This window comes from Microtetraspora malaysiensis, assembly GCF_001528665.1.
Classification (GTDB): Bacteria; Actinomycetota; Actinomycetes; order Streptosporangiales; family Streptosporangiaceae; genus Microtetraspora_A; species Microtetraspora_A malaysiensis.
The window spans coordinates 105,528-129,460 of the sequence record NZ_BBYJ01000026.1; the positions used below are offsets into that span (position 1 = coordinate 105,528).

27 protein-coding genes and 1 pseudogene are annotated in these 23,933 nt (G+C 71.2%); 13 read left to right on the plus strand and 15 right to left on the minus strand.

Annotation, left to right across the window (positions count from 1 at the left end):
• Position 1: 1 nt before the first annotated feature.
• Both AWQ71_RS30885 and AWQ71_RS30890 read left to right on the plus strand, forming a co-directional pair.
• Positions 2-649, plus strand: coding sequence for a response regulator (locus tag AWQ71_RS30885; RefSeq protein ID WP_157570677.1), 648 nt, complete (start codon positions 2-4; stop codon positions 647-649).
• Between the two features lie 138 nt (positions 650-787).
• Entirely contained in the window at positions 788-1,102 is a 315-nt protein-coding gene (locus AWQ71_RS30890) for a hypothetical protein (protein WP_067139656.1), read from the plus strand.
• A 133-nt stretch (positions 1,103-1,235) separates the two neighbouring features.
• Here AWQ71_RS30890 and AWQ71_RS30895 read toward each other — a convergent pair whose 3' ends face one another.
• The 4 genes from AWQ71_RS30895 to AWQ71_RS30910 form a co-directional block, all read right to left on the minus strand.
• Entirely contained in the window at positions 1,236-2,048 is an 813-nt protein-coding gene (locus tag AWQ71_RS30895; RefSeq protein WP_067139659.1) for a helical backbone metal receptor, read from the minus strand.
• Positions 2,041-2,379 carry a TfoX/Sxy family protein gene (locus AWQ71_RS30900; RefSeq protein ID WP_067139781.1) on the minus strand — a complete coding sequence of 113 codons (339 nt, stop codon included), beginning with the start codon at positions 2,377-2,379 and terminating at the stop codon, positions 2,041-2,043. Before AWQ71_RS30900 ends, AWQ71_RS30895 begins: the two co-directional genes overlap by 8 nt.
• Before the next feature lie 411 nt (positions 2,380-2,790).
• The gene (locus AWQ71_RS30905; protein WP_218002035.1) at positions 2,791-3,972 is read right to left on the minus strand and encodes an MFS transporter; all 1,182 of its coding nucleotides are present in this window, start codon (positions 3,970-3,972) and stop codon (positions 2,791-2,793) included.
• A gap of 156 nt (positions 3,973-4,128) precedes the next feature.
• Positions 4,129-4,440, minus strand: coding sequence for an ArsR/SmtB family transcription factor (locus AWQ71_RS30910; protein WP_067139662.1), 312 nt, complete (start codon positions 4,438-4,440; stop codon positions 4,129-4,131).
• 319 nt (positions 4,441-4,759) lie between these two features.
• Between AWQ71_RS30910 and AWQ71_RS30915 the strand changes: the two genes are divergently transcribed.
• On the plus strand, positions 4,760-5,473 hold the full coding sequence (locus AWQ71_RS30915; RefSeq protein WP_067139665.1) for a GntR family transcriptional regulator: 714 nt from the start codon (positions 4,760-4,762) through the stop codon (positions 5,471-5,473).
• Between the two features lie 47 nt (positions 5,474-5,520).
• Here AWQ71_RS30915 and AWQ71_RS30920 read toward each other — a convergent pair whose 3' ends face one another.
• The 3 genes from AWQ71_RS30920 to AWQ71_RS30930 form a co-directional block, all read right to left on the minus strand.
• A complete protein-coding gene (locus tag AWQ71_RS30920; protein WP_067139668.1) occupies positions 5,521-6,759 on the minus strand; it encodes an amidohydrolase in 1,239 nt (412 codons plus the stop codon).
• Positions 6,760-6,886: 127 nt separating this feature from the next.
• The gene (locus AWQ71_RS30925; RefSeq protein WP_067139670.1) at positions 6,887-7,510 is read right to left on the minus strand and encodes a response regulator; all 624 of its coding nucleotides are present in this window, start codon (positions 7,508-7,510) and stop codon (positions 6,887-6,889) included.
• Positions 7,507-8,709, minus strand: a complete 1,203-nt coding sequence (locus tag AWQ71_RS30930) for a sensor histidine kinase (protein WP_067139673.1) — start codon at positions 8,707-8,709, stop codon at positions 7,507-7,509. Before AWQ71_RS30930 ends, AWQ71_RS30925 begins: the two co-directional genes overlap by 4 nt.
• Positions 8,710-8,916: 207 nt before the next feature.
• Between AWQ71_RS30930 and AWQ71_RS30935 the strand changes: the two genes are divergently transcribed.
• Both AWQ71_RS30935 and AWQ71_RS30940 read left to right on the plus strand, forming a co-directional pair.
• Positions 8,917-9,459, plus strand: a complete 543-nt coding sequence (locus tag AWQ71_RS30935) for a GlcG/HbpS family heme-binding protein (protein WP_067139676.1) — start codon at positions 8,917-8,919, stop codon at positions 9,457-9,459.
• Positions 9,460-9,580: 121 nt separating this feature from the next.
• Positions 9,581-10,255 carry an ankyrin repeat domain-containing protein gene (locus tag AWQ71_RS30940; protein ID WP_084259480.1) on the plus strand — a complete coding sequence of 225 codons (675 nt, stop codon included), beginning with the start codon at positions 9,581-9,583 and terminating at the stop codon, positions 10,253-10,255.
• 117 nt (positions 10,256-10,372) lie between these two features.
• Here AWQ71_RS30940 and AWQ71_RS30945 read toward each other — a convergent pair whose 3' ends face one another.
• A complete protein-coding gene (locus tag AWQ71_RS30945; RefSeq protein ID WP_067139679.1) occupies positions 10,373-11,647 on the minus strand; it encodes an amidohydrolase family protein in 1,275 nt (424 codons plus the stop codon).
• Positions 11,648-11,955: 308 nt separating this feature from the next.
• Complete coding sequence (locus tag AWQ71_RS30950; protein WP_067139682.1) at positions 11,956-12,336, minus strand: winged helix-turn-helix transcriptional regulator; 381 nt, start codon at positions 12,334-12,336, stop codon at positions 11,956-11,958.
• 161 nt (positions 12,337-12,497) lie between these two features.
• Between AWQ71_RS30950 and AWQ71_RS30955 the strand changes: the two genes are divergently transcribed.
• Positions 12,498-12,905 (plus strand): RidA family protein, encoded by a 408-nt coding sequence (locus AWQ71_RS30955; RefSeq protein WP_067139685.1) that lies wholly within the window; start codon positions 12,498-12,500, stop codon positions 12,903-12,905.
• A gap of 31 nt (positions 12,906-12,936) precedes the next feature.
• Here the strand turns inward: AWQ71_RS30955 and AWQ71_RS30960 are convergent, their stop codons facing one another.
• Entirely contained in the window at positions 12,937-13,434 is a 498-nt protein-coding gene (locus AWQ71_RS30960; protein ID WP_067139688.1) for a MarR family winged helix-turn-helix transcriptional regulator, read from the minus strand.
• Positions 13,435-13,507: 73 nt separating this feature from the next.
• Here AWQ71_RS30960 and AWQ71_RS30965 point away from each other — a divergent pair, with 73 nt between their 5' ends.
• The 4 genes from AWQ71_RS30965 (at position 13,508) to AWQ71_RS30985 (ending at position 17,257) form a co-directional block, all read left to right on the plus strand.
• Entirely contained in the window at positions 13,508-13,927 is a 420-nt protein-coding gene (locus AWQ71_RS30965; RefSeq protein WP_067139691.1) for a DoxX family protein, read from the plus strand.
• Positions 13,928-14,414: 487 nt separating this feature from the next.
• Positions 14,415-15,095 carry a phosphatase PAP2 family protein gene (locus AWQ71_RS30975; RefSeq protein ID WP_067139696.1) on the plus strand — a complete coding sequence of 227 codons (681 nt, stop codon included), beginning with the start codon at positions 14,415-14,417 and terminating at the stop codon, positions 15,093-15,095.
• 123 nt (positions 15,096-15,218) lie between these two features.
• The gene (locus tag AWQ71_RS30980) at positions 15,219-15,884 is read left to right on the plus strand and encodes a response regulator transcription factor (RefSeq protein WP_067139699.1); all 666 of its coding nucleotides are present in this window, start codon (positions 15,219-15,221) and stop codon (positions 15,882-15,884) included.
• Positions 15,881-17,257 carry an ATP-binding protein gene (locus tag AWQ71_RS30985; protein WP_067139702.1) on the plus strand — a complete coding sequence of 459 codons (1,377 nt, stop codon included), beginning with the start codon at positions 15,881-15,883 and terminating at the stop codon, positions 17,255-17,257. The genes AWQ71_RS30980 and AWQ71_RS30985 overlap by 4 nt, the downstream gene beginning before the upstream one ends.
• 141 nt (positions 17,258-17,398) lie before the next feature.
• On the opposite strand, the gene AWQ71_RS30990 is transcribed toward AWQ71_RS30985, so the two are convergent.
• The 4 genes and pseudogenes from AWQ71_RS30990 to AWQ71_RS42825 form a co-directional block, all read right to left on the minus strand.
• On the minus strand, positions 17,399-18,169 hold the full coding sequence (locus AWQ71_RS30990) for a COG4705 family protein (protein WP_067139705.1): 771 nt from the start codon (positions 18,167-18,169) through the stop codon (positions 17,399-17,401).
• Between the two features lie 293 nt (positions 18,170-18,462).
• A complete protein-coding gene (locus AWQ71_RS43440) occupies positions 18,463-18,618 on the minus strand; it encodes a hypothetical protein (protein ID WP_218002036.1) in 156 nt (51 codons plus the stop codon).
• Positions 18,619-18,988: 370 nt separating this feature from the next.
• Positions 18,989-19,798, minus strand: a complete 810-nt coding sequence (locus AWQ71_RS42820) for a nuclear transport factor 2 family protein (RefSeq protein ID WP_169806677.1) — start codon at positions 19,796-19,798, stop codon at positions 18,989-18,991.
• Positions 19,799-19,897: 99 nt separating this feature from the next.
• Positions 19,898-20,692, minus strand: a pseudogene (locus tag AWQ71_RS42825) (IS701 family transposase); the annotation flags it as partial.
• A gap of 210 nt (positions 20,693-20,902) precedes the next feature.
• Between AWQ71_RS42825 and AWQ71_RS40815 the strand changes: the two are divergent.
• Positions 20,903-21,235, plus strand: a complete 333-nt coding sequence (locus tag AWQ71_RS40815; RefSeq protein WP_079076564.1) for a type II toxin-antitoxin system PemK/MazF family toxin — start codon at positions 20,903-20,905, stop codon at positions 21,233-21,235.
• A 153-nt stretch (positions 21,236-21,388) separates the two neighbouring features.
• On the opposite strand, the gene AWQ71_RS31010 is transcribed toward AWQ71_RS40815, so the two are convergent.
• Entirely contained in the window at positions 21,389-21,904 is a 516-nt protein-coding gene (locus tag AWQ71_RS31010; RefSeq protein WP_067139710.1) for an NUDIX hydrolase, read from the minus strand.
• A gap of 948 nt (positions 21,905-22,852) precedes the next feature.
• On the opposite strand from AWQ71_RS31010, the gene AWQ71_RS42830 reads away from it, so the two are divergent.
• Complete coding sequence (locus AWQ71_RS42830; RefSeq protein WP_067139713.1) at positions 22,853-23,161, plus strand: hypothetical protein; 309 nt, start codon at positions 22,853-22,855, stop codon at positions 23,159-23,161.
• A 170-nt stretch (positions 23,162-23,331) separates the two neighbouring features.
• Positions 23,332-23,933 (plus strand): DUF222 domain-containing protein (locus tag AWQ71_RS42835; RefSeq protein WP_169806676.1); only part of this gene is annotated, 602 nt, incomplete at its 3' end.

The following is a 23,933-nucleotide window of genomic DNA, read 5'->3' on the forward strand; positions in this document are numbered from 1 at the left end:
CGTGATCCGACTGATGATCGTGGACGACGACCCGATGGTGCGCACCGGGCTGCGCCTCATCTTCGGCGGGGACCCCGACCTGGAGATCGTCGGCGAGGCCGGGGACGGACGGCAGGCGATGGCGCTGATCCGTGACGTGCGGCCGGATGTGGTGGTGATGGACATCAGGATGCCGATCCAGGACGGTCTGGCCACCACCGAATCGCTGATGGCCGAGCCGGACCCGCCCCGGGTCCTCGTGCTCACCACCTTCGACGCCGACGACATGGTGCTGCGCGCCCTGCGGCTCGGAGCCTGCGGCTTCCTGCTGAAGGACACCCCTCCCCCGAAGATGATCGAGGCGGTCCGGGCGGCGGCGAAGGGTGAGCCGGTGCTGTCCCCGAGCGTCATGCACCAGGTGATCGACGCGGCCACCGGCAGACACGAGCCGGACCGGCCGGAGGCACGCCGGGAGCTGGCCAGGCTCACCGAACGCGAACGCGAGGTCGCCGTCGAAGTGGCACGGGGCAGCTCGAACGCGGAGATCGCCGAGCGTCTCTACATGAGCGTCGCCACCGTGAAGGCCAACATCACGCGGATCTTCGCCAAGCTGGGCACCGACAACCGCGTCCGCGTCGCGATGAAGGTGCGCGACGCCGGCCTTCTCTGATGCCGGCACCCGGCCCGCGGTGAGGCGGGCCGTCTCCAGTCCGGCGAGCTGAAGCACGTCCGCCGACGTGCCGCGGCGGCAGCGTCGGGCGTGCGCCGCACGACCAGCCGGTCCCCCCCGGGCAGCTAGGGTCACGTCATGGACGTGATGCTGCTGACGGTCCCCGGCTGCCCCAATCTGCCCCTGATAGAGGAACGCCTGGCCGAGGCGCTGTCCGGGCGTCCGGAGATCCACGTCGCCCGCCACGTCGTGACCGATCACCGCCAGGCGCAGGAACTCGGCATGCGCGGTTCGCCCACGATCCTGGTCAACGGGCGTGACCCATTCGCCCGGCCGGGGCAACCCGCAGGACTCGCATGTCGCCTGTACCGCGACGCCGGAGGCGTCTCCGGTGCCCCGTCGGTGGCTCAACTCCGCGCGGCCCTCGCAGGTGAGGCGGGCGACGACACGTAGTCGCGTGATCTCCCGCGTCCTCGTTCTCCTCGCCCCCGGCGCATTCGCCGTGCGTGCCGCCGGTTACACGGTCAAGCCATTGGTCGGCGAGGTTCCTCGCCGCTCATGACATCCCCACAGCAGGGCGCGCGGATCAGGCGCCGGTGAGCGGAAGCCCCAGCTGGTCCGCGAGGACACGCCGCGCGTCGGCCATCGAGGGGCCGTACCAGGTGAGATGACGGCCGCTGACCAGGGCCGCGTCGACGCCGGGGAAGCTCTCCGGCCCGTCGTCCGCGGTGAAGCGGTACGGCTCGTCGGGCAGGACGGCCAGCTCGGGCCGCGCGGCCATGATGTCGGCGAGGGGGATCTTCGGATACCGCTCCGGATGCGAGGCGAAGACGTTGTCGATCCCCAGCCGCTCCAGCACGTCTCCGGTGAAGGTGTCTCGGCCGACGACCATCCAGGGACGCCGCCACACGGGGATGACGGCACGCCGCCGGAGGGTCGGCGCCGGCGCGGCCCATGCCCGCGCCGCCTCCTCCAGCCAGGCGGGGCGGGGAAGCCGGCAGGCCAGGGTGAGCATGCGCTCCAACGAGGTCAGCGCCTCGTCCACGGTGCGGATCGCGGTCGTCCAGACCGGGACGCCCGCGCCGCGCAGCGCCTCGAGGTCGACGTGCCGGTTCTCCTCGAAGTTGGCCAGCACGATGTCCGGGCGAAGCGATGTGATCACGGCGAGGTCGGGGTTCTTGGTCCCGCGGACCCTCATGACGTCGAGGTCGGCGGGATGGCTGCACCAGTCGGTGGCCCCGACGAGCACCTCCCGCCGGGTGGCCGCGACGGCCTCGGTCAGCGAGGGGACAAGGGAGACCACCCGCCGTACCCGCGTGGGGACGGAGACGGCCCGGCCGAGATCGTCGAACTCCGGCGGGGAGCCGTCGAACGCGGCGTCTTCCCTGGCGTCACTCACCCGCGGCCTCCTTCTCGTTGTAGTCGAGGGCTTCCCGGATCCACGAGTCGAAGGCTTCGTCGGACTCGGTGCCGCCGGCGTCGACGACCAGCCAGCCCTTACTCATTCTCCGGCCGCGCATCTCGGGCCAGAACGCCCCCTCGCGCCGGAGCAGCTCCTCGACCCGGTCGGAATCGCATCGGAGCTTGAGCCGGCCATGGCTGTCGGCGCCGACCGCCAGCTTGCCGTTCACCATGAAGGCGAGGCCGCCGAACATCTTCACCTCGCGCACGTCGGCCTCCTCGGACAACGCCTCGCGGACGCGGTCGGCGAGCTCCGGATCGTATGCCATGCTCTGCATCCCCTCTGCGCATGAACTCGCGGAAGCTGTCATTGTGGTCCAAGACGACACCACTCCCCCATCACCGACGTCGGCGAGCGGGGGGAAGCCTCGGCGTTCCCCACCAAACCAGTCGAAGTCGCACCGTACGAGCCGGGATCATGGCGCGCATGACGTTCCGTACGGACGAGGACGGCGACCAGAGGCGGCGGGAGATCCTGGCCGAGCTGCACGGGTCGCTGGATCGGCGGTACCGCCCCGAGGACGTCGCCGACCTGGTGCTTCTGGCACTGGACGGGCGGCTGTCGCGGCGCGAGCGCGTGGTGCTAGAGCGCGCGGCCCGACACTCCTCCCGCCGCGCGGGCGGGTTCTCCTCGATGTCCGGCGACTACGCCAGGCCGGTGGGCGGCGGGCGGCAGGTCGTCACCAGGCCGGCGCAGGTTCCGTGCTCTCGGCCCCGGCACGCACCTGGGTGCGCTTGGCCAACGCCAGACGCGCGAGGATGGCCGCCCCGGCGGCGAGGGCGAACGCGGCGCCGGTCCAAGGAAGGAGGCGGGTACCGAAGGCGGCCAGGGTCCAGCCTCCGACCCCGGTGCCCACGGTGATGCCCAGGTTGGAGAACGAGACGAACAGGGCGTTGCCGAACTCGGGGGCGTCGCGCGCGTCGCGGCCCAGCCAGGTCTGGCACACGATGAGGCCTCCGGAGTGGACGGCCGCCCAAAGCGCGACAACCGCGATCATCGGCGCGAAGCGCGGGCCGAGGGCGAACACCAGGGCGAAAACGGCGAGGCAAAGGACGGGATAGGCGAGCACGGTACGGACGACGCCGGACCGCAGCAGCGCCGCGAAGGCGAAGTTGCCGAAGATCATCACGATGCCGAACACCAGCAGCATCGCGCTGACCCACGACTCGTTCATCGCCGTGACGGCGCCCAGGTATTCGGCGAAGTAGCCGTACACCGAGAACATCGCCGCGAACACGCAGATGACGGACAGGATCGACAGCCACATCCCGGGGCTGCGCAGCACACCCAGCTGAGCACGGTAGGAGATCCGCTCGTCGGCGGGCATCGCGGGAAGGAAGCACAGGATGCCGATGAACGCGACCAGGCTGACGGCCGCGCCGAACCAGAACGCGGCCTGAAGGGTGACGTGCCCGGCCAGGTAGGACGTCACGGGGACGCCGAAGGCGAAGCCGACGGTGACTCCGGCGAAGACGCGCGCGGCCGCGCGGGCCGGGTCCGAGGCCGGGGCCAGCCGGACGGCCGCCGCCAGCGCGACCGAGAAGAAGACCGGGTGGAGGAGCGCGGGGATGATGCGGAAGGCGAGCATCACCTCGAAGTACGCGGTCAGCGCGTAGACGGCATTCGAGACGGCGAAGACGGCCATGGTCGCCGCCAGTACGGTCCTGCGGTCGATGCGGGACGCCGCGAGTGTCATGAAGGGGCCGAAGGCGGCGACGACGAACGCGAAGGAGCCGACGAGCAACCCCGCCATGGACGTGCTGACGTCCAGCCTGGCCGCGATCTGGGGAAGCACTCCGACGATGCCCATCTCGGTCGTGATGATGCCGAACACGCCCAGGGCGAGCGTCAGGAGGGACAACGAACTTCTTCTCATGATCAGCTTTCGTGTGACGCGACCCCATGGATCTACGTATCTGTTTTTGTAGAAATGAATCGGCGTGAGGATGCCGTGCGACACCGCCGCAATCAGGCGGGGGCGCCGCAGGTGCGCCCCCGGCCCGGGGGCGCCCCGGGGTCAGAGCTCGTCGCGGACGTACGCGGCGTAGGCGGCGATGGCCTGCTCGTTGCGCCGGTAGTACGTCCACTTACCGATCCGCTCGGACTCCAGCAGCCCGGCATCCTTGAGCGTCTGCAGGTAGCCGGAGACCACGGACTGGGAGAGGCCGGACCGGGCCTGGATGTCACCGACGCAGACCCCGATGTGGAATCCCAGGCCCTGCCGGAGGTAGGCGCTCTCGTCGAAGTACTCCGCAGGCGTCTTCAGCCAGCGCAGGAACTGCAGGCGTGCGGGGTTGGCCAGTGCCTTGTGCACGGTCAGCGGGTCCACGACGTCCCCCTTTCCGGTCGACCCCAGGCATGAAGTTGCATCTACTTTTCTGGATTTGTCGTAACATGTCAAACCAAACGAGCCCTCCCTGATGCCTTGGGAAGGTCGAGTCAGGTGCCCGCTCCGGCCGCCACCCCGCTCGATGGGCCGCGGATCACCCGGGGGCGGACGTCGGGAGGCACCGCCCGAAAAGCGATTGAGCGGTCCACCACCTGCGCCGGCGGCACGTCCGGCAGCCCCGTCTCGGGTGCGCCGTCGACGCAGCTGGTAGGCCACTACCTTGCGGTATACCTTCGGCGCGGGCACAATCTGCCGGGAGATGAACCAGCCCACACCCGCTCCCGGCTCTTTGCGCGACCTCGCCTACGAGGCGATACGCGAGCGGATCGTCGAGGGCGGGTGGCACCCCGGCCGCCGGATCGTCGAACGCGATGTGGCCGCCGAGCTCGGCATCTCACGCATCCCCCTGCGCGAGGCGCTGCGGCGGCTGCACGACGAGGGGCTCGTCATCCTCGTCCCCCGCCAGGGGGCGCTGGTCAGCCCCTTCACCCCGGCCGACGTCTCCGACCTGTTCGACATCCGCGAATACCTCGAAGAACTGGCCGCCCGCCGTGCCGCCGAACGTGCCGACGAGAGCATCCTGTCCCGCCTGCGCGAACCCCTGCGGGCGGCGGAGGACGCGCGGGCGCGCGGAGACGAGCGCGGCCTGGCCCTCGCCAACGCCACCTTTCACACCGAGGTCGTCAACGCCTCCGGCAACGCGCTCCTCCAGTCGATCATGGATCCGCTCGCCACCAAGCTGCGCTGGCTCTTCCGCCTGACCTCCGTGCGCGACCCCGGCCGGCAGTGCGCCGAGCACGCCCAGCTGTTCGAGGCGATCGCCGCGCGCGACTCAGAGAAGGCCGGCACGCTCGCCCGCGCGCACGCCGCCGCGGGCCGCGAGCTGTCGATGCGCATGGCCGAGGAATGGAGCGATCCGCGCTTCAACCCGATCACGGCCACCCGAACCCGGCGGCGCGGCCCCAAACCGTGACGACGGGAGGCGCCACCCGGGCCGGCGGCGCCTCCGTTCGCGGGCACTCAGACGAGCCGGCCGTCGCGGGCCACAACGCGTCCCGCCCGGACCACCACGTCGCGGCGCGGCAGGTCGATCACGACCTGTGGCAGGCACTCGCCCTCGACCAGCATGAAGTCGGCGGGCGCCCCCGGTCGCAGATCCGCCTTCGGCAGCCCGAGCAGCTCGGCGCCGCCGTCCGCCGCCAGCCGGAAGCACGCCTCCAGCTCCTCGTCGAGGCGCACGCCACGGGTCCACCCCAGCAGCCAGACGCGGTGGAGCATGTCCGCGTTGCCGTACGGGCTCCAGTTGTCGCGTACGCCGTCCGAGCCGAGACCGACCCGCACGCCGCGCTCGGCCAGCCGCCGGAAGGGCAGCACGGTCTTCGCCGACGGCGCGACCGTGGTGAGCGCGATGTCCGCCGAGGCCAGCAGGTCCGCCGTCGCGTCCAGCTCCCGTCCGGAGAGGGCGGCGACCGCGAAGGCGTGGCTGATCGTGACCTTCCCCCGCAGGCCGAGCGCCTCGGTCCGCGCGGCGATGTCGCGCAGCGGGCCGAGGCCTCGCTCCCCGACGTCGTGCAGGTGGATGTCGACCGCCAGCCCGTGCCGTTCGGCGATCCCGAAGACGAGGTCGAGCTGCCGGTTCTCCCCGGACGTGCCGTCGCCTGAGTCGAAGCCCGCGGGGTCGATCCCGCCCACCGCGTCGATGAGGCCGCCGGCGGCCGCCTCCTCCAGCAGTTCGGCGGCGCCGGGCGCCCGCTCCACGCCGTGCTGCGGGAACGCCACGAGTTGCACGTCGAGGACGCCGCGCAGCTTCTCGCGCGCCTCGGCCACGCCGAGGACGCCCTTCAGCCCGTACGCGGGCGCCACGTCGGCGTGGGCGCGCATCGCGCGCGTGCCCTGCGCGGCGGCGTGCGCCATCAGCCGCCGCGCGCGCTCGGCGACCGGGGTGGGCAGGGCGCGGTGCAGCTCCACATCCCCGGCCACGTACTCGGCGATGCCGCGGGCCGGCCGGCGGCTGTGCCAGGGCTCGCCCCAGGCCGTCTTGTCGGGGTGGATGTGCGTGTCCACCAGCGTGGGCAGGGCCAGCCGTCCGCCCCCGTCGACGTACTCGACCACGGCGCCGTCCGGGACGGCGTCCGCCAGCACACCGTCCACGGCGATCAGGTCGACGGCGGGCCCGCCGAAGGGGCGTACGTCGCGGAAGACGGTGGCGGAGGCACCGGCGACGGTACGGGGGCCGGCATCGGCGGTGTGGTTCGTCATCGCGATCTCCCTCGAAAGTTTTTGGTATACCAGTATCGCATCCTGGGTCGTCCGAGCCCGCCCGGAGCGCCCCCGGGGAGTCCGGAGGTCGTCGCGTCGTCGCGGGACGCCTGGCAGTGGAGCCTGGTCAGTGGAGCCTGATCAGGCGTCGCTCGACCGCGGCGGTGACGGCGGCGGTACGCGTGTCCACGCCGAGCTTGCGGTAGATGTGCACCAGGTGGGTCTTGACCGTCGCCTCGGTGATGAAGAGCCGCCGGGCGATCTCCCGGTTGCCCGCGCCGCCGGCCAGCAGCTCCAGGATCTCGACCTCACGGGCGCTCAGCGCCGAGCCCGGGTCGCGCATCCGGTTCATCATCCGGGTCGCCACCTTGGCGGACAGCACCGTCTCACCCCTGGCCGCGGCCCTGATGGCCTGGAACAGTTCCTCGGGCGGGCACGCCTTGAGCAGATAGCCGGTGGCCCCCGCGTCGACGGCCCGCATGATGTCCGCGTCGCTCTCGTACGTCGTCAGCACCAGGACCCGCGGCGGCGAGGGCAGCTCCCGGATCCGCCGGGTGACCTCGACGCCGTCGACGCCGTCACCGAGTTGCAGGTCCATGAGCACGACGTCCGGCTTCCGCGCCGCGATGCCGCGCAGCGCCTCGCCTCCGTCGGCGGCCGCGCCGACGATCTCCATGTCGTCCTCGCCGCCGAGCAGCGCCGCCAGCCCCGCCCGGACCACCGGGTGGTCGTCCACCAGGAACAGCCTCATCGCGTCTCCCCCCGGCTCGTCGCGCCGTCCGTGACGCCTGTTCGTACGCTGCGCGGGCACTCGGTGGGGACCGTGGCCGCGACCGCCGTGCCCTCGCCGGGGACGCTTTCGACGACCAGGACGCCGTTCACCTCCGCCAGCCTGTCGCGCATCGCCCGCAGCCCGTATCCCCGGCCCGGCGCGGGGGTCGGCGCGGCGAAGCCGACGCCGTCGTCGAAGACGTCCAGCGTGACCTCGCCGTCGAGGTAGGACAGGGTCACCGTGGCCGTGCCGGCGCGCGAGTGGTCGCGGACGTTGGCCAGCACCCCCTGTGCCACCCGGAACAGCGCCGCCTGCACGTCCGGCTCCAGCGCGTACTGCGCGCCTTCCCGGCGGAAGCGGACCCGCGGCCCGGCGGCGTCGCCGGCGCTCGCGCAGAGCCGGGCGAGCGCCTCGGGCAGCGAGACGTCCACCAGGCCCGGGGGCCGGAGGTCGCGGACGAACCGCCGGGCCTCGTCGAGGTTCTCCTCGGCGGCCGCGGCCGCCCGCCGTACGTGGGCGCGGGCCAGCTCGGGGTCGGACGCCCACACGCGGTCGGCGGCCTGGAGGAGGATGCCCATGCTGGTCAGCCCTTGCGCGAGGGTGTCGTGGATCTCCCTGGCCAACCGCTCGCGCTCCTCCAGCATGCCGGTACGGTGCCGGGAGTCGGCCAGCGTCCCCCGGGTGCTGATCAGGTCGTCGATGAGGAGCTGCCGGGCGGCGCTCTCGCGCTGGAGCTCCCAGAAGATCACCACCGTCATGGCGGCGACGCCGATCGGCGCGAGGACCAGGCTGAGGTCCACCTCCCGGGCGATCTCGAGCTGGGCCGCGATCACGACCAGCGTGAGGGCGGCCGCGGCCACCGCGAAGCCGCGCGCGTTCAGCGACCGCAGACACAGAAAGAGCAGCGGTACCGCGCACCAGCTGAACGACGGCGCGAGCACCACGAGCGCGAGCCAGACCGCCGCCACCCCTCCCAGCCAGACGAGGCGCCTGCGCCCGAGGCGGCTCCAGAGGACGACCCCGAGCGCGTAGGCCAGGGCGAGCAGGCCGGCGACGGCCAGCGAGGCGACCGTACGCGGTCCCATGTCGTGCCGGGTCACCAGCCGCAGGGCGGAGGCGGCGAGCAGCAGGTAGAACCCCGCATGCATCGCCCAGTTCAGCCAGCCACGCTCCCTCATCGCGCTCCTTGTCCGGTTGTCCGGTTTGTTCCGACGCTGTCCGCTGCCGAGGGTCCGCCCCGCCCGTACGGCGGCGCGTCAACCGATCGGTTGACCGCCGTCTCAACCGCCCGGCCCCCGGGAATCGCCCATGCTCGCGATGCTCCGCGGCCGCTCCCCTGGAAGCCTTGAGTGCGCCCGACCTCACCACGCTGAACTGGAGAAACGATGACTGCCTCCCCTCGCACCCGCCTGATCGCCGGCACGCTCTCGGGGCTCGCCCTCATCGCCGGCGCCTTCGGCGCGGCACCCGCCCAGGCCGCCCCCGCGGAGAACGGCCGCGCCGCGCAGGCCGTCGTGCAGACCGGCGCGCTCTCCGCCGACGCCGCCCTGACGATCGCCGACGCCGCGATGAAGGAGGCCGCCAAGCAGAAGCAGCGCGTGACCGTGGTGATCGTCGACCGATCCGGCGCGACCCGGCTCGTGCTGAAGGGCGACGGCGCGGGCCCGCAGACCGAGGAGTCGGCCCGGCGCAAGGCCTTCACCGCGGTCTCCTTCGGCAGGACGACCAGCGAGCTCGGCAAGGGCGTGACCGGCGGGGGCCCGTCCATCGCCGACATCCCGGGCACCCTCTTCCTCGGCGGCGGCGTTCCCGTCACCTCCGAGGGCGCCCCCATCGCGGGCGTCGGCGTCGGCGGGGCGCCGAGCGGCGACATCGACGAGGCCATCGCCCAGGCGGGTCTCAAGGCCGTCGCCGGCCGACTCCGCTGAGAAGTCCGCCACGGACGGCCGGCGCGAGAATGAGCGGTCACGCATGACACCGTTGAAGCGCCGGACGGCGCCGGATTTCCGGCGCCGCGTCCGGTGGCGAGAGCACGGAAGGACGATATGGATGAAGCGCCGGGCGATCCTGGTCTCCGCGCTCAGTCTGCTGCTCGCGGCCTGCGGCGGCCGCACGGTGAAAGGAGAGAGTGTGCTCAACGAGGAACTGCTGGCGCGCGCCGCGCGCGGTGACGCCGCGGGCGTCCGGGACGCGCTCGCGTCCGGGGCCGACATCGAGGCCCGCGACAGGCTCCGCCGTACCGCCCTGCTGCTCGCCGCGGCGGCCGACCACGTCGAGGTCGCCGAGGTGCTGGTCGCGGCCGGCGCGAACCCGAACGCGCAGGACTCCCGGCGCGACACGCCCTGGCTGGTCACCGGCGTCACCGGAAGCGTCGCGATGCTGAACGCCCTCCTGCCCGCCGGCCCCGACCTGACCGTACGCAACCGCTACGGAGGCGTCTCCCTCATCCCCGCCTGCGAGCGCGGGCACGTGGACTACGTCCGCGAGGTGCTGAAGACCGGAATCGACGTCGACCACGTCAACGACCTCGGCTGGACCGGCCTGCTGGAGGCCGTCATCCTCGGCGACGGCGGCCCGCCCTACCAGGAGATCGTCCGGATGCTCGTCGCCGCGGGCGCCGACGTCGACCTCGCCGACCGCGACGGCGTCACCCCGCTCGGCCACGCCGTCGCCAAGGGGCAGACCGCGGTGGCCGGCCTGCTCCGCGCCGCCGGAGCGCACTGACCCGCCACCGGCGGCCGCGGCCTTGACGCTCAGCGCGCGGGTACCGCGAGCCCGGCCGCGGGAAGGCCGGGAGGGCACGACGGAGCCGCGCCCGTCGGTCAGCGAAGGCATCGCGGGCTACCAGGCCCGTTGGACGCCGGGCTCGGGGGCGGGCAGTCCCGCCACCGGGCAGCCGTCGGTCGCCACGACACGCCCGGCGTGCATCACCATCAGGCGCCGGGGGTGCGCGGCCACCGCCTCGGCGACGCTCGCCGCCGCGACGGCGACGAGGTCGGCGCGGCTGCCGGGCTCCAGCCCGTAGCGGTCCAGGCCCAGAGCGGCGGCGGCCTCCGTGGTGACGAGCGAGGCCGCGACGCGCAACTCGTCGTCGGTCATCAGATCGTCGCGCAGACCGATGATCGTCGCCCGTTCGAGCATGTCGCCCGTGCCGTACGGCCACCACGCGTCGCGGATGTTGTCGGAGCCGGCGAAGACGCGGACACCCGCCTCGCGCAGTCGCAGGACGGGCGGCATCGGCCCGGCTGGGCCGTTGGTGAGGATGGACACCCCCGCGGCCGCGAGCGCGGACGCCGTCCGGGCGAGCGTGACGTCGGCGACCTCGCCCAGGCAGTAGGCGTGGCTCACCGTCACCCGGCCGCGCAGTCCGAGCGCGGCGGTGCGGGCGGCGATGTCCCGCAGCTGCCCGGCCCCGATCTCGCCCGGATCATGCAGGTGGATGTCGACGCCGACGCCGTGCCGCTCGGCGAGCCCGAAGACGACGTCGAGCTGCCCGTCCACGTCGCCGTCGAAGCCGTGCGGGTCGAGGCCGCCGACGAGGTCGGCGCCTTCGCGCAGCGCCGCGTCCAGCAGGTCGGGCACGCCGGGCGCGGTGATCACGCCGCTCTGCGGAAACGCGACGATCTGTACGGTCATCAGGTCGCGGACGCGCTCGCGGACCTCAAGCACCGCGTGCAGGTTCGCCAGGCCGGCCTCGGGGTCGACGTCGACGTGGGACCGGGTGTGACCGGTGCCGTGCCCCACCATGCGATGGGCCAGCCGCAGGGCGCGTTCGGCGACCGGGACGGTGAGTGTCCGGCGCGTCTGGAGCTCGGCGTCGACCCGCTCGCGGATCGTGCCGCCTGGGACGTGCGGCTGCCAGGGCGCTCCGAGGAACGTCTTGTCCAGGTGGGAGTGGCCGTCCACGAAGGCGGGGAGCAGCAGCGCGCCGCCCAGGTCCACGCGGTCGTCGCCGACGTCTCCGGCCGCCCGGACGTCTTCGACGGGCGCCCCGCCGTCCGAGGCGCGTTCGCGGATGGACGCGATGAGACCGTCGCGGAGGGACACGTCGGCCCGCCGGCCGTCCGGGAGCGTGACATCGGCCAACACCGAGGGGTGGGAACGGCTGCTCTGCATACGGGGCTCTCCCAGGGCGCGAGGGTGGGCGACTCGGGCGTACGGGGCCGGTCCGCCGTTGCCCCGAGTGGCGGAAGCCCTCTCCGCGTTCCCGGGGCGATGGCAGCGACGCCTGCGCGAGTTACTGGTATACCAAAGTCCAGGCTAGCGGCTCCCCGGGACAAGCGGTCACCGCTCGGACGCGCGGTGAGGACCCGCCTGCCGCCTCTGCTCAGCGGGGGCGTAGCCGCGGGCCCGCACGTGGTCGGCGACAACGACGACGAAGGCGCGGGCGGCGGCGCCGGCTTCGCGTACGAGCACTCCGTCCGTCAGGCGTCGAAGCGGCGGCGGGAGGCCTCGATGTGGCCGAGGTACTGCTGGGTCCAGGCGCACATTCCATCGACGGTCGCGCGCAGAGCCCGGCCCGGCTCGGTGAGCGTGTACTCGACCCGCGGCGGCACGGTGGCGTACACACTCCGCTCGACCAGACCGTTGCGCTCCAGCATGCGCAGATTCTGGGTGAGCATCTTGTGGCTGATGCCCTCGATCTCGTTACGCAACTCACTGAAACGCAGGGTGTGTTCACCGATGGACTCGATGATCAGGAACGCCCACTTGTTGGCGACATCCGAGAAGATCTCCCGCGCCAAAGAGTCCGCGCGCGTCAGGTCCGCGTCGTTGAGCGAGCCGTCGAATTGCTTGGTCACCATTGGGTTCCCCAGTCACTGAAAAGTGCGTTCTTCCATGTCAGCGGACACTCTCCTACAGTTCCTGAGTAACCGCAAGAGAGCACACACGTCTCGGTTCCGCGGAAACGAGCCCACGGGCTTCGCCTGACAAACGGACTTCTCATGACAAGGAGACAGACAGCATGACCATCACTCTGGTGAACCCCGGCGGGCTGCCGGAAATCGATGTCTACCACCAGGTGTCGATCGCGTCCGGCTCGAAGCTGGTCTTCATCGCCGGGCAGGTCGCCTGGGATGCCGACGGGGTCACGGTCGGCGAAGGCGACCTCACCGCCCAGGTCGAGCAGTGCTACCTCAACATCGGCACCGCCCTGGCCGAGATCGGCGGCTCCTTCGACGACGTGGCGAAACTGACCGTCTATGTCGTCGACTGGACCCCCGACAAGATGCCCCTGCTCCTGGAGGGGATCACTCGGGCGGCCGCGAAGCTGGGGGTCACCCCGGTAGCGCCGGCCACGCTGCTGGGCGTCGCGGCCCTGCACGCGCCCGACCATCTGGTCGAGGTCGAAGCCACCGCGATCATCGATTGAACCGGGGGCGTGCCGGCCGCACCCGGCCGACTCACCCCTCTCCAGGTCCGACGGATGTCCCGGAAGGCGGCACGGCGGCCCCCATCGCCGACGCCACCTTCCGCATGATCCGCGTCATGGACGTCAGCTCGTCCGGGCCGAAGTGGTCGATCAAGAAGGCGCGGACGACGGCCAGGTGACCCGGCGCGGTCTTCTCCAGGCAGCGCAGACCCTCACCGGTGAGCACCGCCATGACACCCCGCTCGTCCGAGGGGCAGGAGACCCGCTCGACCAGCCCGATCTTCTCGAGCTGGCCGACCTGGTACGTGAGCCCGCTCTTGGAGACGACCACCAGGCGGGCCAGCTCGGTCATCCGCATCCTCTGACCCGGGGCGGATGAAAGCCGGGTGAGGATCTCGTACTGCGAGTGGGTCAGACCCGAGTCGGCCTTGAGCTGTTCCTCGATGCGGCGTTCCAGCAGGTGCGACGCGGTGAGGTAGGCCAGCCAGGCGTCCATCTCCCGCGCGTTGAGCCAAGGGGGTTCCGTCACTCCCCCAGTCTACGGTTTGTTCAAATTTGAACCAGCCGCTAGGTTTGGTACAAATTCGAACGAAAGGACTTCCATGCTCACGCGGATTCGACCCGTCGCCCTGCTGATCGGCCGGGTCGGCATCGGGGTCATCTTCCTCGTCCACGGCTGGCAGAAGCTCACGGCCATGGGCTTGCCCGGCACCACGGCGTTCTTCGAGCAGATCGGAATCCCCTTGCCCGGCCTGGCGGCGCCGGCGGTCACCGTGCTGGAGCTGGCCGGCGGCGCGGCCCTCATCCTCGGCGCCGCCCTGCCGGTCGCCGGGACCCTGCTCGCGCTCGACATGCTCGGCGCGATCGCCTTCGTCCACGGCGGGAACGGCTTCACCGTGGACAAGGGCGGCTACGAGTTCGTCCTCGCCCTCGCCGTGGCGGCCGTGGCGATCGGCTTCAGCGGAGGCGGGACGCTCGCCCTCGACACCCTCTGGCAGCGGCGCGGCCGGCCGGGCGCCTGAGGCGAACCGCGACGGCCTCCGGGTGCCGTGCGGAATTCGGCCAGAATTCGGCACGACACCCGGGGGCCGTCTCATCGATCAAGCCCAGCCCCCGTTACTTGGCGATGACCGCTTCGAGGTCGGTGAGTATCTCGGAGGCGGTTGCCGGGTCGAGGTCGCCGAAAGTGTGCGGCGAGCCCTTCAGGGGCATGTGCGAGAAGGCGGAGGGCTCGGGCTCCTCGCCGAGCCACGCCAGGGTCCCCCGTAGGGGCGGCCGCAGGGGCGGCCGGCCGAGGAGGCCCCGCACCGGGTCGGCGGCCCGATCGCCGAACGGCGTGCCCGGCTCCCTCGCCGCATGACGGCCGTGGCATATGCTCGCCTATGCCCTGATCAGAGGCTTCGGCTCTCCACCGGGCGCACCCTTCCACGAAGCCGTCCCGACGGCCCGCGCGGTGTCGTGACGGCGTGGGTGAGGCGTCTCCGGCTCGATCCGCGACCAAGGAGTTCCGTGCTCATCAAGCGTCTGCGTATGCCGGCGGTCCTCGTCGTCGCGACCGGCCTGCTCGGGGTCGCCGCGCGTACGCCGCTGGTCACCGAACACGACCTGCGCGCCGACGAGGCCATAGAGACACTGCGCACCCCGGCTCTGACGGTGATCGCCGATGTCCTCAACGTCGCCTTCGGCCCCGTGGCCGGGCTCACGATCGTCGTGCTGCTCGCGGTCACGCTCGTCCTGATGGGACGCGCCCGTACGGCCGTGCTGGTCACGCTGATCGTCGCGATCGGCTGGGCCACCAGCTCGGTCTTCAAGCAGATCATCGCCCGGCCGCGCCCGCCGGCGGCGGACCAGCTCGTTCACGAGATCGGTCACGACAGCTTTCCCAGCGGGCACGTCACCCTGACACTCTCACTGGTCGTCGCCGCGGCCTTCCTCGCCGCCGGCACCCGCCGGTTTCCCCTCGTCGTGTCCGTCGGCGCCGTCTTGGTGGCCGCGCAGGCGTTCGCGCGCATGTATCTCGGCGTCCACTACCCCACCGACGTGATCGGCGCGCTGCTGGCCGGCGCCGCCGGAACCTCGGCCGTCATCGCGCTGCGGGGCAGCGTCGATCGCCGTCTCGGCCGGGGGTCGCGTCGCCTCGGGCGCCCGGCGGATCACCGGCGTTCGGGGAGCGCGGACGACGGCACCTGAGGTTCCGGGCCTCGCCGGTGAGCCGCCCGGGCTCCGGCGTCCGGCCGCCCGCACCTGTACGCGACCGGAAAGTCGCACCACAACGGCCCGGCGAACACCGCGGAGGCAGGTGATACTGGCCGGGTGACGGTCTACCGTGTCCTGGTCGTCGAGGACGACCACCGGCTTCGCGACGCACTCGCCCGCGGCCTGCACGAGGAGCACTTCGAGGTGCTCACCGCCGCCGACGGGGCGGCGGCGCTGCGGGCCGTCCGAGACCGGGTGGACGCGGTCGTTCTCGACATCGGCCTGCCTGACTCCGATGGTCGCGACGTCTGCCAGGCGATGCGGGCGACGGGCGTCGACGCCCCTGTGATCTTCCTTACCGCGCGCGACCACCTGACCGACCGGCTCTCCGGCTTCTCGGCGGGTGGCGACGACTACCTGAGCAAGCCGTTCCACCTGGCCGAACTCGCGGCCCGGATCCACGCGGCCGTCCGCCGGGCCGGACGGGAGCTGTCCGTCGAGGTCAGCGGGGTGCGACTCGACCCGGCCCGGCATCTCCTGGAGGTCGACGGGGTGCCGGTCGCCCTCACCCCCACCGAGTTCCGGCTGCTGGCCTGCCTGATGGCCTCCCCCGGGGCGGTGACACGCCGGCGGGCGCTGCTGCGCGCGGCCTGGCCGACGGGCGCCCAGGTCAGCGACAACACCCTGGACCAGTACCTCGCGCGGCTACGGCGCAAGCTGCGTGAGGTGAACAGCCCGCTCGGCATCGACACCGTGCGGGGCGTGGGTTACCGCTTCGCATGAAATGGCCGCGGACGATCCCGGCACGGCGCGTCCCGCTGCCGTGCACACTTCGCGGTCGGCTCGCCCTGCTCGCCCTGGTCACCACGGCGGTCTGGGTGGGCCTGCTCGCCGGCGCCTTCAACGTCACCCTGTCCGCGCGCCTCGGGGCCCAGGCCGACGACCTGCTGCGGACCCGGGCGGCGGCGGTGGCGGCCACCCTGGAGACGCGGCCGGATGGCGCCATCGTCATCCACGAACCCGCGGACGACCGGGCGCTGGACACCGGCATCTGGATCTACCAGGGCGCCCGCGCCATCGAGCGTCCCGCGGCGCCCCGGCGACTCCAGCGCGAGGCCGACCGGCTCGCGAACCACCGCGAGATCTTCGTGGAGACCGTCGGCCCGTACGTATCCCGGCTCTACGCCCTGCCGGTCCTGGCCCGATCGGACCACCGCCGGCAGGTCGGGACGGTCGTCGCCTCGGTCGGCCTGGATCCGTACCGCACCATGGCGCATGCGACCCTTGTCGGCTCAGCGGTGCTCGGACTGCTCTTTCTCGGCGTGGTGTATCTGGTCACCCGGGCGATCGTCAGCCGGGCCCTGCGGCCGGTCGCCGAGATGAGCGCCCAGGCCGCGAGCTGGAGCGAGCGGGGAGCGGCCGAACGGTTCGGCGTGGCGGGGCGCCCGGAGGAGCTCGCCTCGCTCGCCACCAACCTCGACGAGCTGCTCGACCGGCTGGCCGCCGTTCTCCGCCACGAACAGCGGCAGTCCGCCGAGCTCTCGCACGAGTTGCGCACCCCGCTGGCCCGCATCGTCGCGGAGACCGACTGGCTGGCCGCGCGGCCCCGCACCGCGGCGGAGCAGCGGACCTCCCACGCGGTGATCGCGTCGTCGGCGGCGACAATGTGGCAGATCTGCGAAACCCTGCTCTCCGAGGCCCGCACCCGCGCGGCGCCGACCCCCGGGCGGTGCGCGTTGCTCGACCTCGCGCACGACCTCGCCCGGCGCTCCGCCGAGGAGCACCCGCAGGCGGCCCCCGTGGTCGTCCGCGGCCACGCCGTGGCCGCCGGGGTCGCCGCGCCCGTCGCGGAGCGCATCCTGGCCCCGCTGCTGGACAACGCCCGCCGCTACGCCGTACGGACGGTCACGATCGAGTGCGCCCGCGTCCCCGGCGGCGCCGAGGTGGCCGTCGCCGACGACGGGCCCGGGGTGCCGGCCGGCGTCGGCCCGGCCGTCTTCGAGCCGGGACGGCGGGCGGACCCCGCCGACGGACACGACGGCGCCGGGCTCGGGCTCGCCCTCGCCCGGCGTCTGGCCCGGGCTGCCGGGGGCGACATCCACCTGGCCGCGTCCGCGGAGGGCGCCCGGTTCGTGGTCAGGCTGCCCGCGGGGTGACCTGCGCCACCTGTTCCTTCGCGTCCCTAGCGTCCTTCGGGTCCCTCGCGTTCTCCGGGCCCTTCGCGTCCTTCGCGTCCTTCCGGGCGACGCCTCGCGAGCACCGGCTCCTCGCGGCACGAGGCGCCGAGCCCTCCGTCGTCACCCGGGGGCGCCCATCGACCGCTCCGTGTCCGACAGCGGCGCCGCCGCCCGCTGCCGCCACATCGTGTAGAGGATCAGCGCGGCCAGGACGCCGACGAGCACCAGCGAGGAGCCGATCGTCCCGTATCCGAGACCGCCCTTGACGACGGGCTTGCTGAAGAAGTCGCCCACCGTGGCGCCGAGCGGGCGGGTGAGAACGAACGCCGTCCAGAACAGCAGCGTGCGGGAGGTCCGGGTGAAGTATCTGGCGGCGAGGATCGACGCCAGCAGGCCGCCGATCAGGAGTGCCCCTCCCGAATAGCCGAGGCCGGAGTCGTCGGCCAGGTAGTCACCGAGAGAGGTGCCCAGCGTGTTCGAGAACAGGATCGCGGTCCAGTACAACATCTCGCCCCTGAACGTGCTGATCCGCTCGACCTGGAACGGCTGGCCGCTGAACCGCCAGACGACGAACACCGCGGCGAGCGCCGTGACCAGGATCAGGGCGCCCCTGGCGTAGCCGAGCCCGACGGTGCGGTTCATGAAGTCAGACATGGTCGTCCCGGCCGTGCTCGTCGAGAGGATCACGGTCCAATAGAGCACCGGGTGGAACGCTCGCGCCCTCAACTGCGTCACGAGGCTGATCAGGAACAGCCCGACGAGGATCAGCGAGCCGACGGCATAGCCGACGTTCAATGTCTGGGCGAGCAGGTCACCGCCTGTCTCCCCCAGAGTCGTCGCCGCGATCTTCATGACCCAGAAGGCCAGGGTGATCTGCGGAAGTTTCTTCACGTTCCCTCCCCGTTCGCGGGAGGCGCACCCCCGTGGGACGCCCCGAACGCCGCGTGCGCGCCCCCGGAGTCGATCGGCAACGCTGTGGGGGCCGGCCCTCGCACCGACCGCCAGGAGGAGGGTAGGTCGACGGAGCTGAAATCAACCTGAGCGGCGCCCGGGGCTCCGATACCTGACGACTCCTTGCGGTCCCGAGTGCGACTGCTCGGGGGCTTGCGGGACGCCGGCGCTTAGTGGTCCGGCCGGGAAGTCCCTCGGGAGTTGGCGGACTGAGGCCGGTCGTGCGTCGGCGTTTAAGTGTCGATGCTGGTGACATACAGGTCGCAGACCAGGTTCAGGGCGTTCTGCGGGCTGCCGCTGAACCAGGGAGCGGCCTCGTAGGGGTCTTTGCTCGGGGCGTGGATGGCCAGCCCCCAAGAGGTGGCCGAGCCTCCGTAGCGCAGTCGCATCAGGGGCAGCTGCCGCCATTGGTGAGCTGTCCTTCGACGTAAGCGAACCGGCCGTGGTAACGCACATGGACCGTGACCGCTTGGGGCAAGTGCTCGTTGACGTGCAGGGTAAGCCGCTGGGCCAGCGAGGTCTTTATCCCGTCCAAATGAAGTTGGCGGAGGTCCGTGCTGACCTGCGGCCCGTCATGTTGAGTCGGACGGTTCCGGAGGGAGTCGTTCAGATCTTGTTGTCGGTGAGCCTGCTTCTACGTACTTTGCATACCCCCGGTCGCCGATGCCCCTGGCGCCAGTAGCTGGCAGCCTTCGCTGCTCAGTCGGATGCTTGCCCGATCTGCCGCCCTTGGCCCGGGGTGTCCCGGGCCAAGGTGAGTCAGGACCGGTTGAACGCCTCTATGACCGCGAGGCTGTCCTCATACATGTGGTGTCGGGTGATCAGGCCGTGCTCGATGGTGAGGCGCAGCGCGAACGTCATGTCGAACCGTTTGCCGGTCAGCTTCACCAGCTGCGAGCTCGTGCCGATCAGTACCGCGTCGGTTCCGTCAACGATCAGGTGGTCGATCGATACCCGGCTCTCGGCAGGTGGGCAGTGCTCGTTGAAGGTGCGGTGGTGGTCGGCGACGTCGGCGCAGGTGGATCGGGGGCGGATCCAGGGCACGTCGGGGTGGTGCTCGATCGGCCAGCTGACCCGCCAGTCGACCTTGGGCGCGTACATCTCGGCGATCTGCTCAGGGTTTCCCTGCCCGCCGCGACGCAGGAATTCCTCCACCACGGTCTGGGTCCCCGGCGGATTCCCCGTGACCACTCCGGCGGCCGGCGGGTCGCCGAACTGGTAGTCCCGCAGGATCCGCCCGTCTTCGTCCAACTGGACGAAGACGAACCCGGTCCAGGCGATCTCACCGCCGCCCGCCGGGATCATGTAGGTGGTGAAGCGGATGGCGTCATGGTGCCCGACGGCGTCTCCTGCAGCCCGGAACACGAACCTGCCTTGCTCGACCAGCTCCTCATAAGCCTGGGTCACCCGCTCCTGCAGGGCGCGGTGTCCCCGGTACTGGGCGGAATCGGTGGACTCCACAGCGTCCTCCGCCCAGAGCCCGGCAATCGCCAAGCGGCGCCGCTCAAGATCCGGCTCGTTCCACACCGCCACGTAGCGGTCGACGAATTCTTCGACATCAATATTCATGATCGGGACGTTATCGACGGTCCACTGACAGGGAGTGTCAGTGGAGTCCCGGGAAACCTCGCATTCTGGACCACGAAGATCGGAACCGAAGGGTGGAATCTGGCTGCCGGGCCGGGGTTCGGCCAGGTTGATGACGGCCCAGTCGTAGAAGCGGTGCCCCTTGGCGCCGGCCCCTGCCGATAGCTTCTGCCAGGCCCGCTTGGGCACCTTGGCGGCCAGGGCATCCGCTCGGAACTTCCCGGCCGCGGTGGTGACTTCGTGGGAGCAGGCGACGGCGAGCACGTAGGCGACCCCGCGCTCTTTCAGCGCGGACCGCAGTTTCGGGTTGCCGCCGTAGACCTCGTCCCCCGCCACCCAGTCCGCGCGGTGCCCGGAGTCAAGGAACCGGCCGATCATGCGGGCGGCTAGCTCCGGCTTGGTCGCGAAGACGGTGTCCTCGTCCAGGCCCGCAGCCCGGCAGCGGTCCGGGTCGCATGTCCACGAGCGCGGAATGTACAGCTCGCGGTCCACTGCCGCGTGTCCGCGGTGGCCCGCGTAGACGAGATAAACGGCGACCTGGGAGTTCTCGATCCTGCCAGCGGTGCCGGTGTACTGGCGCTGCACCCCGACGGTGTGCGTGCCCTTCTTCACGTCCCCGGTCTCGTCGACGACCAGGACCGCATCTGGGTCGTGCAGATGCTCCACCACGTACTCCCGTACGTCATCGCGTACCGCATCGGCATCCCACTTGGCCCGGCCCAGCAGGTGCTGCATGCCATCAGGACTCGCCTCCCCGGCCCACTCTGCGATTGTCCAGCAGTTCTTCCGCGGCAGGTCCGCCAGCAGCCCGCGCACGAAGTCCCGCGCACGAAGGCGTGGTTCTACCCGCGCGAACCTCGCCGCTATCCGGCCCATCAGACCCTCGAACGCCTCCTGCCACCGGGCAGGGTCTACGCTGTGAGCTGCGGCCGCATGATCTTCGTTTGTCCACACAGCTCACGATGATCATCGGTAGCCGCAGCCGTCTTCTCACCGGCCCTGACCAGCCAACATTACGATCTGTGCATGGAGTAGGCGGCGGTCGAAGGGGCGACGCAGGCGCGCCGTCCCGTATCAGGAGGACACATGCGACGTGGCGAAGTCTGGTGGGCAGATTTCAACGAGCAGCGGGCAGTCGTACTGCTGTCGGGAGAAGAGGCGTCCGGTTTCTTGGCGATGCAGGTCGTCGCTCCCGCGGGCACCGATCTCAGCGGCGTGGCCGTTGAGGTGGCAGTAGGTGCCCCCGAAGGACTGCCTCTCGAAGGCGTCCTGAGAGTCGCACTTCCACGTCCCGACCTCATCCCTTGCACTTGGCTGGTCACCCTGGCCAGGGAAGACCTGATCGGGCAGGCGGGCGTCCTGCCGTCCGCGAAGCTCAGCGAGATCGAGGATGCCCTTCGTCTCGGTGGACTCAAGTAGGCAGAGAGGGATGGACGCCGCCGATGGCGCGGCCGGTCTCGTCGAGATGGTCAATGGTGGCCGCGCCATATCAGCGGCGCCCCCACTCACAAGATCACGATCTACGGCTGGAGTATTAGGCACACGCCCGACCCCTGGCGAGGGATGGCCCGATCAAGGGCGCTGGTCGCCTGGTAGATGCCATGGCAAGAGAGCCGGCTCCCGCAACGGGCGTCCATCGAGGAGGCGCGTCCAAAGCGGAGCGAGCCCCGCAGGCACCACCGGCTCGGTCGCCGACGTCAGCTCCGACAGCGTCCACCAGTGGAAACGATCGGTCACCGAACGTTCTTGCACGTCCATACCGGAGGTGTCCACCTTCAGGTCGTGTACGCGTAGCACGAAGTAGGAGTCACGTCCGGAAAAGACCTCGCCGTGCGTGGACCATGTCCCTGAGCTCGTCGCCACCGCCCTTCCCAGGGCCTGAGGGGTCACCACGTGACCAAGCTCTTCCCGCAGCTCCCGGGCCGCCGCCTGCTGTGGGGTTTCTCCAGGCTCGATACCACCCCCGGGGGTGAACCACGCGTAGTGGGGGCTCTCGACCTGGAGCAATAGGCCGCGATAGAGCAGAAGCCGGTCCAGGTGATCGATCAGCAGTACGCGAGCGGTCGGCCGGAAGATCATCTTGTCCATGAAAACGACCCTATGGAGTCCGTCACTAGAAGGGGCCCCCGCTCTGGTACCTGTCACCCTTTGCGGGCTCTTCGGTGGGGCACCCGAGCCGAGCGAGTCCCGCGTCCGAGCCGTACGTCGACGCCCTCCGCCCCTTCCGGTCCGCGGCCATTGCTTCCGCCGTCACCGCCTTCCTCGGCCTCGTCCGGCGAGGCCCGCGTGCGCCTTGACGAATGCTGCCACTCCGCCTCTCGCGAATACCAGCCAAACGGAATGTCATGCACAGCTCTCACAAATAGTACAAGCATGACTACTTAGAGTTGCCTATCGAACGTGTGAACGATATCCTCGCAGAGGCTCGACCGTCAGACCGGGAGGGGAGGTGCGCAGAGATGATGCTTTCGGGTGGCGTGCTGTTGTCGCGCGGACCGGAGGACGCTCCTCCGTCCCGGCCGTCTGACGCGCCTTCCGCGTCCCCGCGGCGGCGGCGCGGGTCCAGGCGGCACACGCCGTTCATCGGATCCGATCGTTTCTCCGGTGACTCCTACGGGGCGGTGCTCCTCGACCGCGCTTGCAGCGCCGGGCTCCCCGATGACGGCCGCGGTTTCGGCGGCCGCGAAGGAGCCCCTGATCCCGCCCCACACGACCCGGCCCGCCCCGAGGGGCGAGCTGCGCGGCGCGGCAAGCCGGGCGACACGGTGCGCTCTGATGGGCGGGGTGGGCGGCGCGGTGAGCCGGAGACGGCACAGTCATGGGCACGTCGGCTGCTCGGCCTTCCGGACGCGCCAGAAGACCATAAGCCTGACAGCGGGGAGGAGTCGCAGCGCCTCAGAGGCGATGGCGGTGCCCCTTCCGGTCGGGACGAGCTACCGCGGCCCGGGCACGACCGTGGTGACCTGTCGGCCTGGGACGGGATCTGGCAAGGCCGCCGCCCCACCCACGACAAGCCGTCCTCGAACCGTCTCCTGCGTGCTGATCGGGATGATCGGCAGCGGAACGGCTCGGGCCGACGGGACTCGGATGGGCAAGGCCGGCACCGCTTGGGCGAGGCGCAGCTGGGCGTGGGCCGCGTTCGCGAGGATGAGCAGCGTCCGGGCCGCGCCCCGCAGGACACAGACGCACAGGGTTCGGGTCGGCGTGGTGACCGGTGGGCCGGTGGAGATGCTGCCGCCGATGGCCGGGGCGCTGATGACCGGGGCGCTGGCCAGGGCTTCGAGGGTGATGGCCCGGCTGCAGGTGGTGACGGCCAGGATGGTGCTGGTGGTGATAGCCGGGTAGCGGACTGGCCCGACCTGAAACTGGCCGGACGCGACGTCATCGATTTACTGGCTCGTGCTGAGCGGCTGGCCGCGGCAAAGGTGTCGGGCGAGACCGTGGCCGGCGCTGGGGCTGAGGCTGGCGCTGGGGCCGGTTCCGGTGCTGGTGCCGAGGTCGAGGTTGAGGTGGCGATGGCGGAGATCGTCGCCCTGGCACGGGCGATCGATCTGGCCGAAGCCGCGATCGCTACCCGCCTCCCGATAGCCGAAGCGGGTAAAGGCCACCATCTGTTCGGGCGGCGGTCGATCGGAGCGTGGCTGGCAGCCGCCACTGGGTCACGCGCCGCCCGTGCCGGGGAACGTGTCACACTCTCCCGGCAACTGCCGCGCCTACCCCGCACCGCTGGTCTGTTCGCCTCGGGCCGTCTGTCGTTCGGGTATGCGGCGACGATCGCGTCCGCCACCCGGCATTTGGATGACGCCGAGACCGAACTGGCGGAGCCGATCCTGGTGGAGTTGGCGCAGGCGTCGGCGTCGACGGTGGAGGACGTGGCCCGCGCCGGTCAGACCATCATCGAGACGATCGATCCGGGCGGGAGGTTGGCGCGGGCGGCGGCCAAGACCGAACGCCAGCACCTGACGATCTCCGAGACTGCGGATGGGATGGGCCGCGTCAGCGGGCTGCTCGACCCGGAGTTGAAGATGCAGCTGAAGACGTGGCTGGAGCCTTTGGCGGTGAAGACCGACAGCACCGACCTGCGTAGCCGCCCCCGCCGTATGGCCGACGCCCTGGC

What these genes read in the sequence shown, in the direction of transcription:
- AWQ71_RS30890 (WP_067139656.1), top strand. Translation starts at nt 788, where the DNA reads ATGGACGTGATGCTGCTGACGGTCCCCGGCTGCCCCAATCTGCCCCTG.
- AWQ71_RS30900 (WP_067139781.1), bottom strand. Translation starts at nt 2,379, where the DNA reads ATGGCATACGATCCGGAGCTCGCCGACCGCGTCCGCGAGGCGTTGTCC.
- AWQ71_RS30915 (WP_067139665.1), top strand. Translation starts at nt 4,760, where the DNA reads ATGAACCAGCCCACACCCGCTCCCGGCTCTTTGCGCGACCTCGCCTAC.
- AWQ71_RS30920 (WP_067139668.1), bottom strand. Translation starts at nt 6,759, where the DNA reads ATGACGAACCACACCGCCGATGCCGGCCCCCGTACCGTCGCCGGTGCC.
- AWQ71_RS30925 (WP_067139670.1), bottom strand. Translation starts at nt 7,510, where the DNA reads ATGAGGCTGTTCCTGGTGGACGACCACCCGGTGGTCCGGGCGGGGCTG.
- AWQ71_RS30930 (WP_067139673.1), bottom strand. Translation starts at nt 8,709, where the DNA reads ATGAGGGAGCGTGGCTGGCTGAACTGGGCGATGCATGCGGGGTTCTAC.
- AWQ71_RS30935 (WP_067139676.1), top strand. Translation starts at nt 8,917, where the DNA reads ATGACTGCCTCCCCTCGCACCCGCCTGATCGCCGGCACGCTCTCGGGG.
- AWQ71_RS30940 (WP_084259480.1), top strand. Translation starts at nt 9,581, where the DNA reads ATGAAGCGCCGGGCGATCCTGGTCTCCGCGCTCAGTCTGCTGCTCGCG.
- AWQ71_RS30945 (WP_067139679.1), bottom strand. Translation starts at nt 11,647, where the DNA reads ATGCAGAGCAGCCGTTCCCACCCCTCGGTGTTGGCCGATGTCACGCTC.
- AWQ71_RS30950 (WP_067139682.1), bottom strand. Translation starts at nt 12,336, where the DNA reads ATGGTGACCAAGCAATTCGACGGCTCGCTCAACGACGCGGACCTGACG.
- AWQ71_RS30955 (WP_067139685.1), top strand. Translation starts at nt 12,498, where the DNA reads ATGACCATCACTCTGGTGAACCCCGGCGGGCTGCCGGAAATCGATGTC.
- AWQ71_RS30965 (WP_067139691.1), top strand. Translation starts at nt 13,508, where the DNA reads ATGCTCACGCGGATTCGACCCGTCGCCCTGCTGATCGGCCGGGTCGGC.
- AWQ71_RS30985 (WP_067139702.1), top strand. Translation starts at nt 15,881, where the DNA reads ATGAAATGGCCGCGGACGATCCCGGCACGGCGCGTCCCGCTGCCGTGC.
- AWQ71_RS43440 (WP_218002036.1), bottom strand. Translation starts at nt 18,618, where the DNA reads ATGCGACTGCGCTACGGAGGCTCGGCCACCTCTTGGGGGCTGGCCATC.
- AWQ71_RS42820 (WP_169806677.1), bottom strand. Translation starts at nt 19,798, where the DNA reads ATGAATATTGATGTCGAAGAATTCGTCGACCGCTACGTGGCGGTGTGG.
- AWQ71_RS40815 (WP_079076564.1), top strand. Translation starts at nt 20,903, where the DNA reads ATGCGACGTGGCGAAGTCTGGTGGGCAGATTTCAACGAGCAGCGGGCA.
- AWQ71_RS31010 (WP_067139710.1), bottom strand. Translation starts at nt 21,904, where the DNA reads ATGGACAAGATGATCTTCCGGCCGACCGCTCGCGTACTGCTGATCGAT.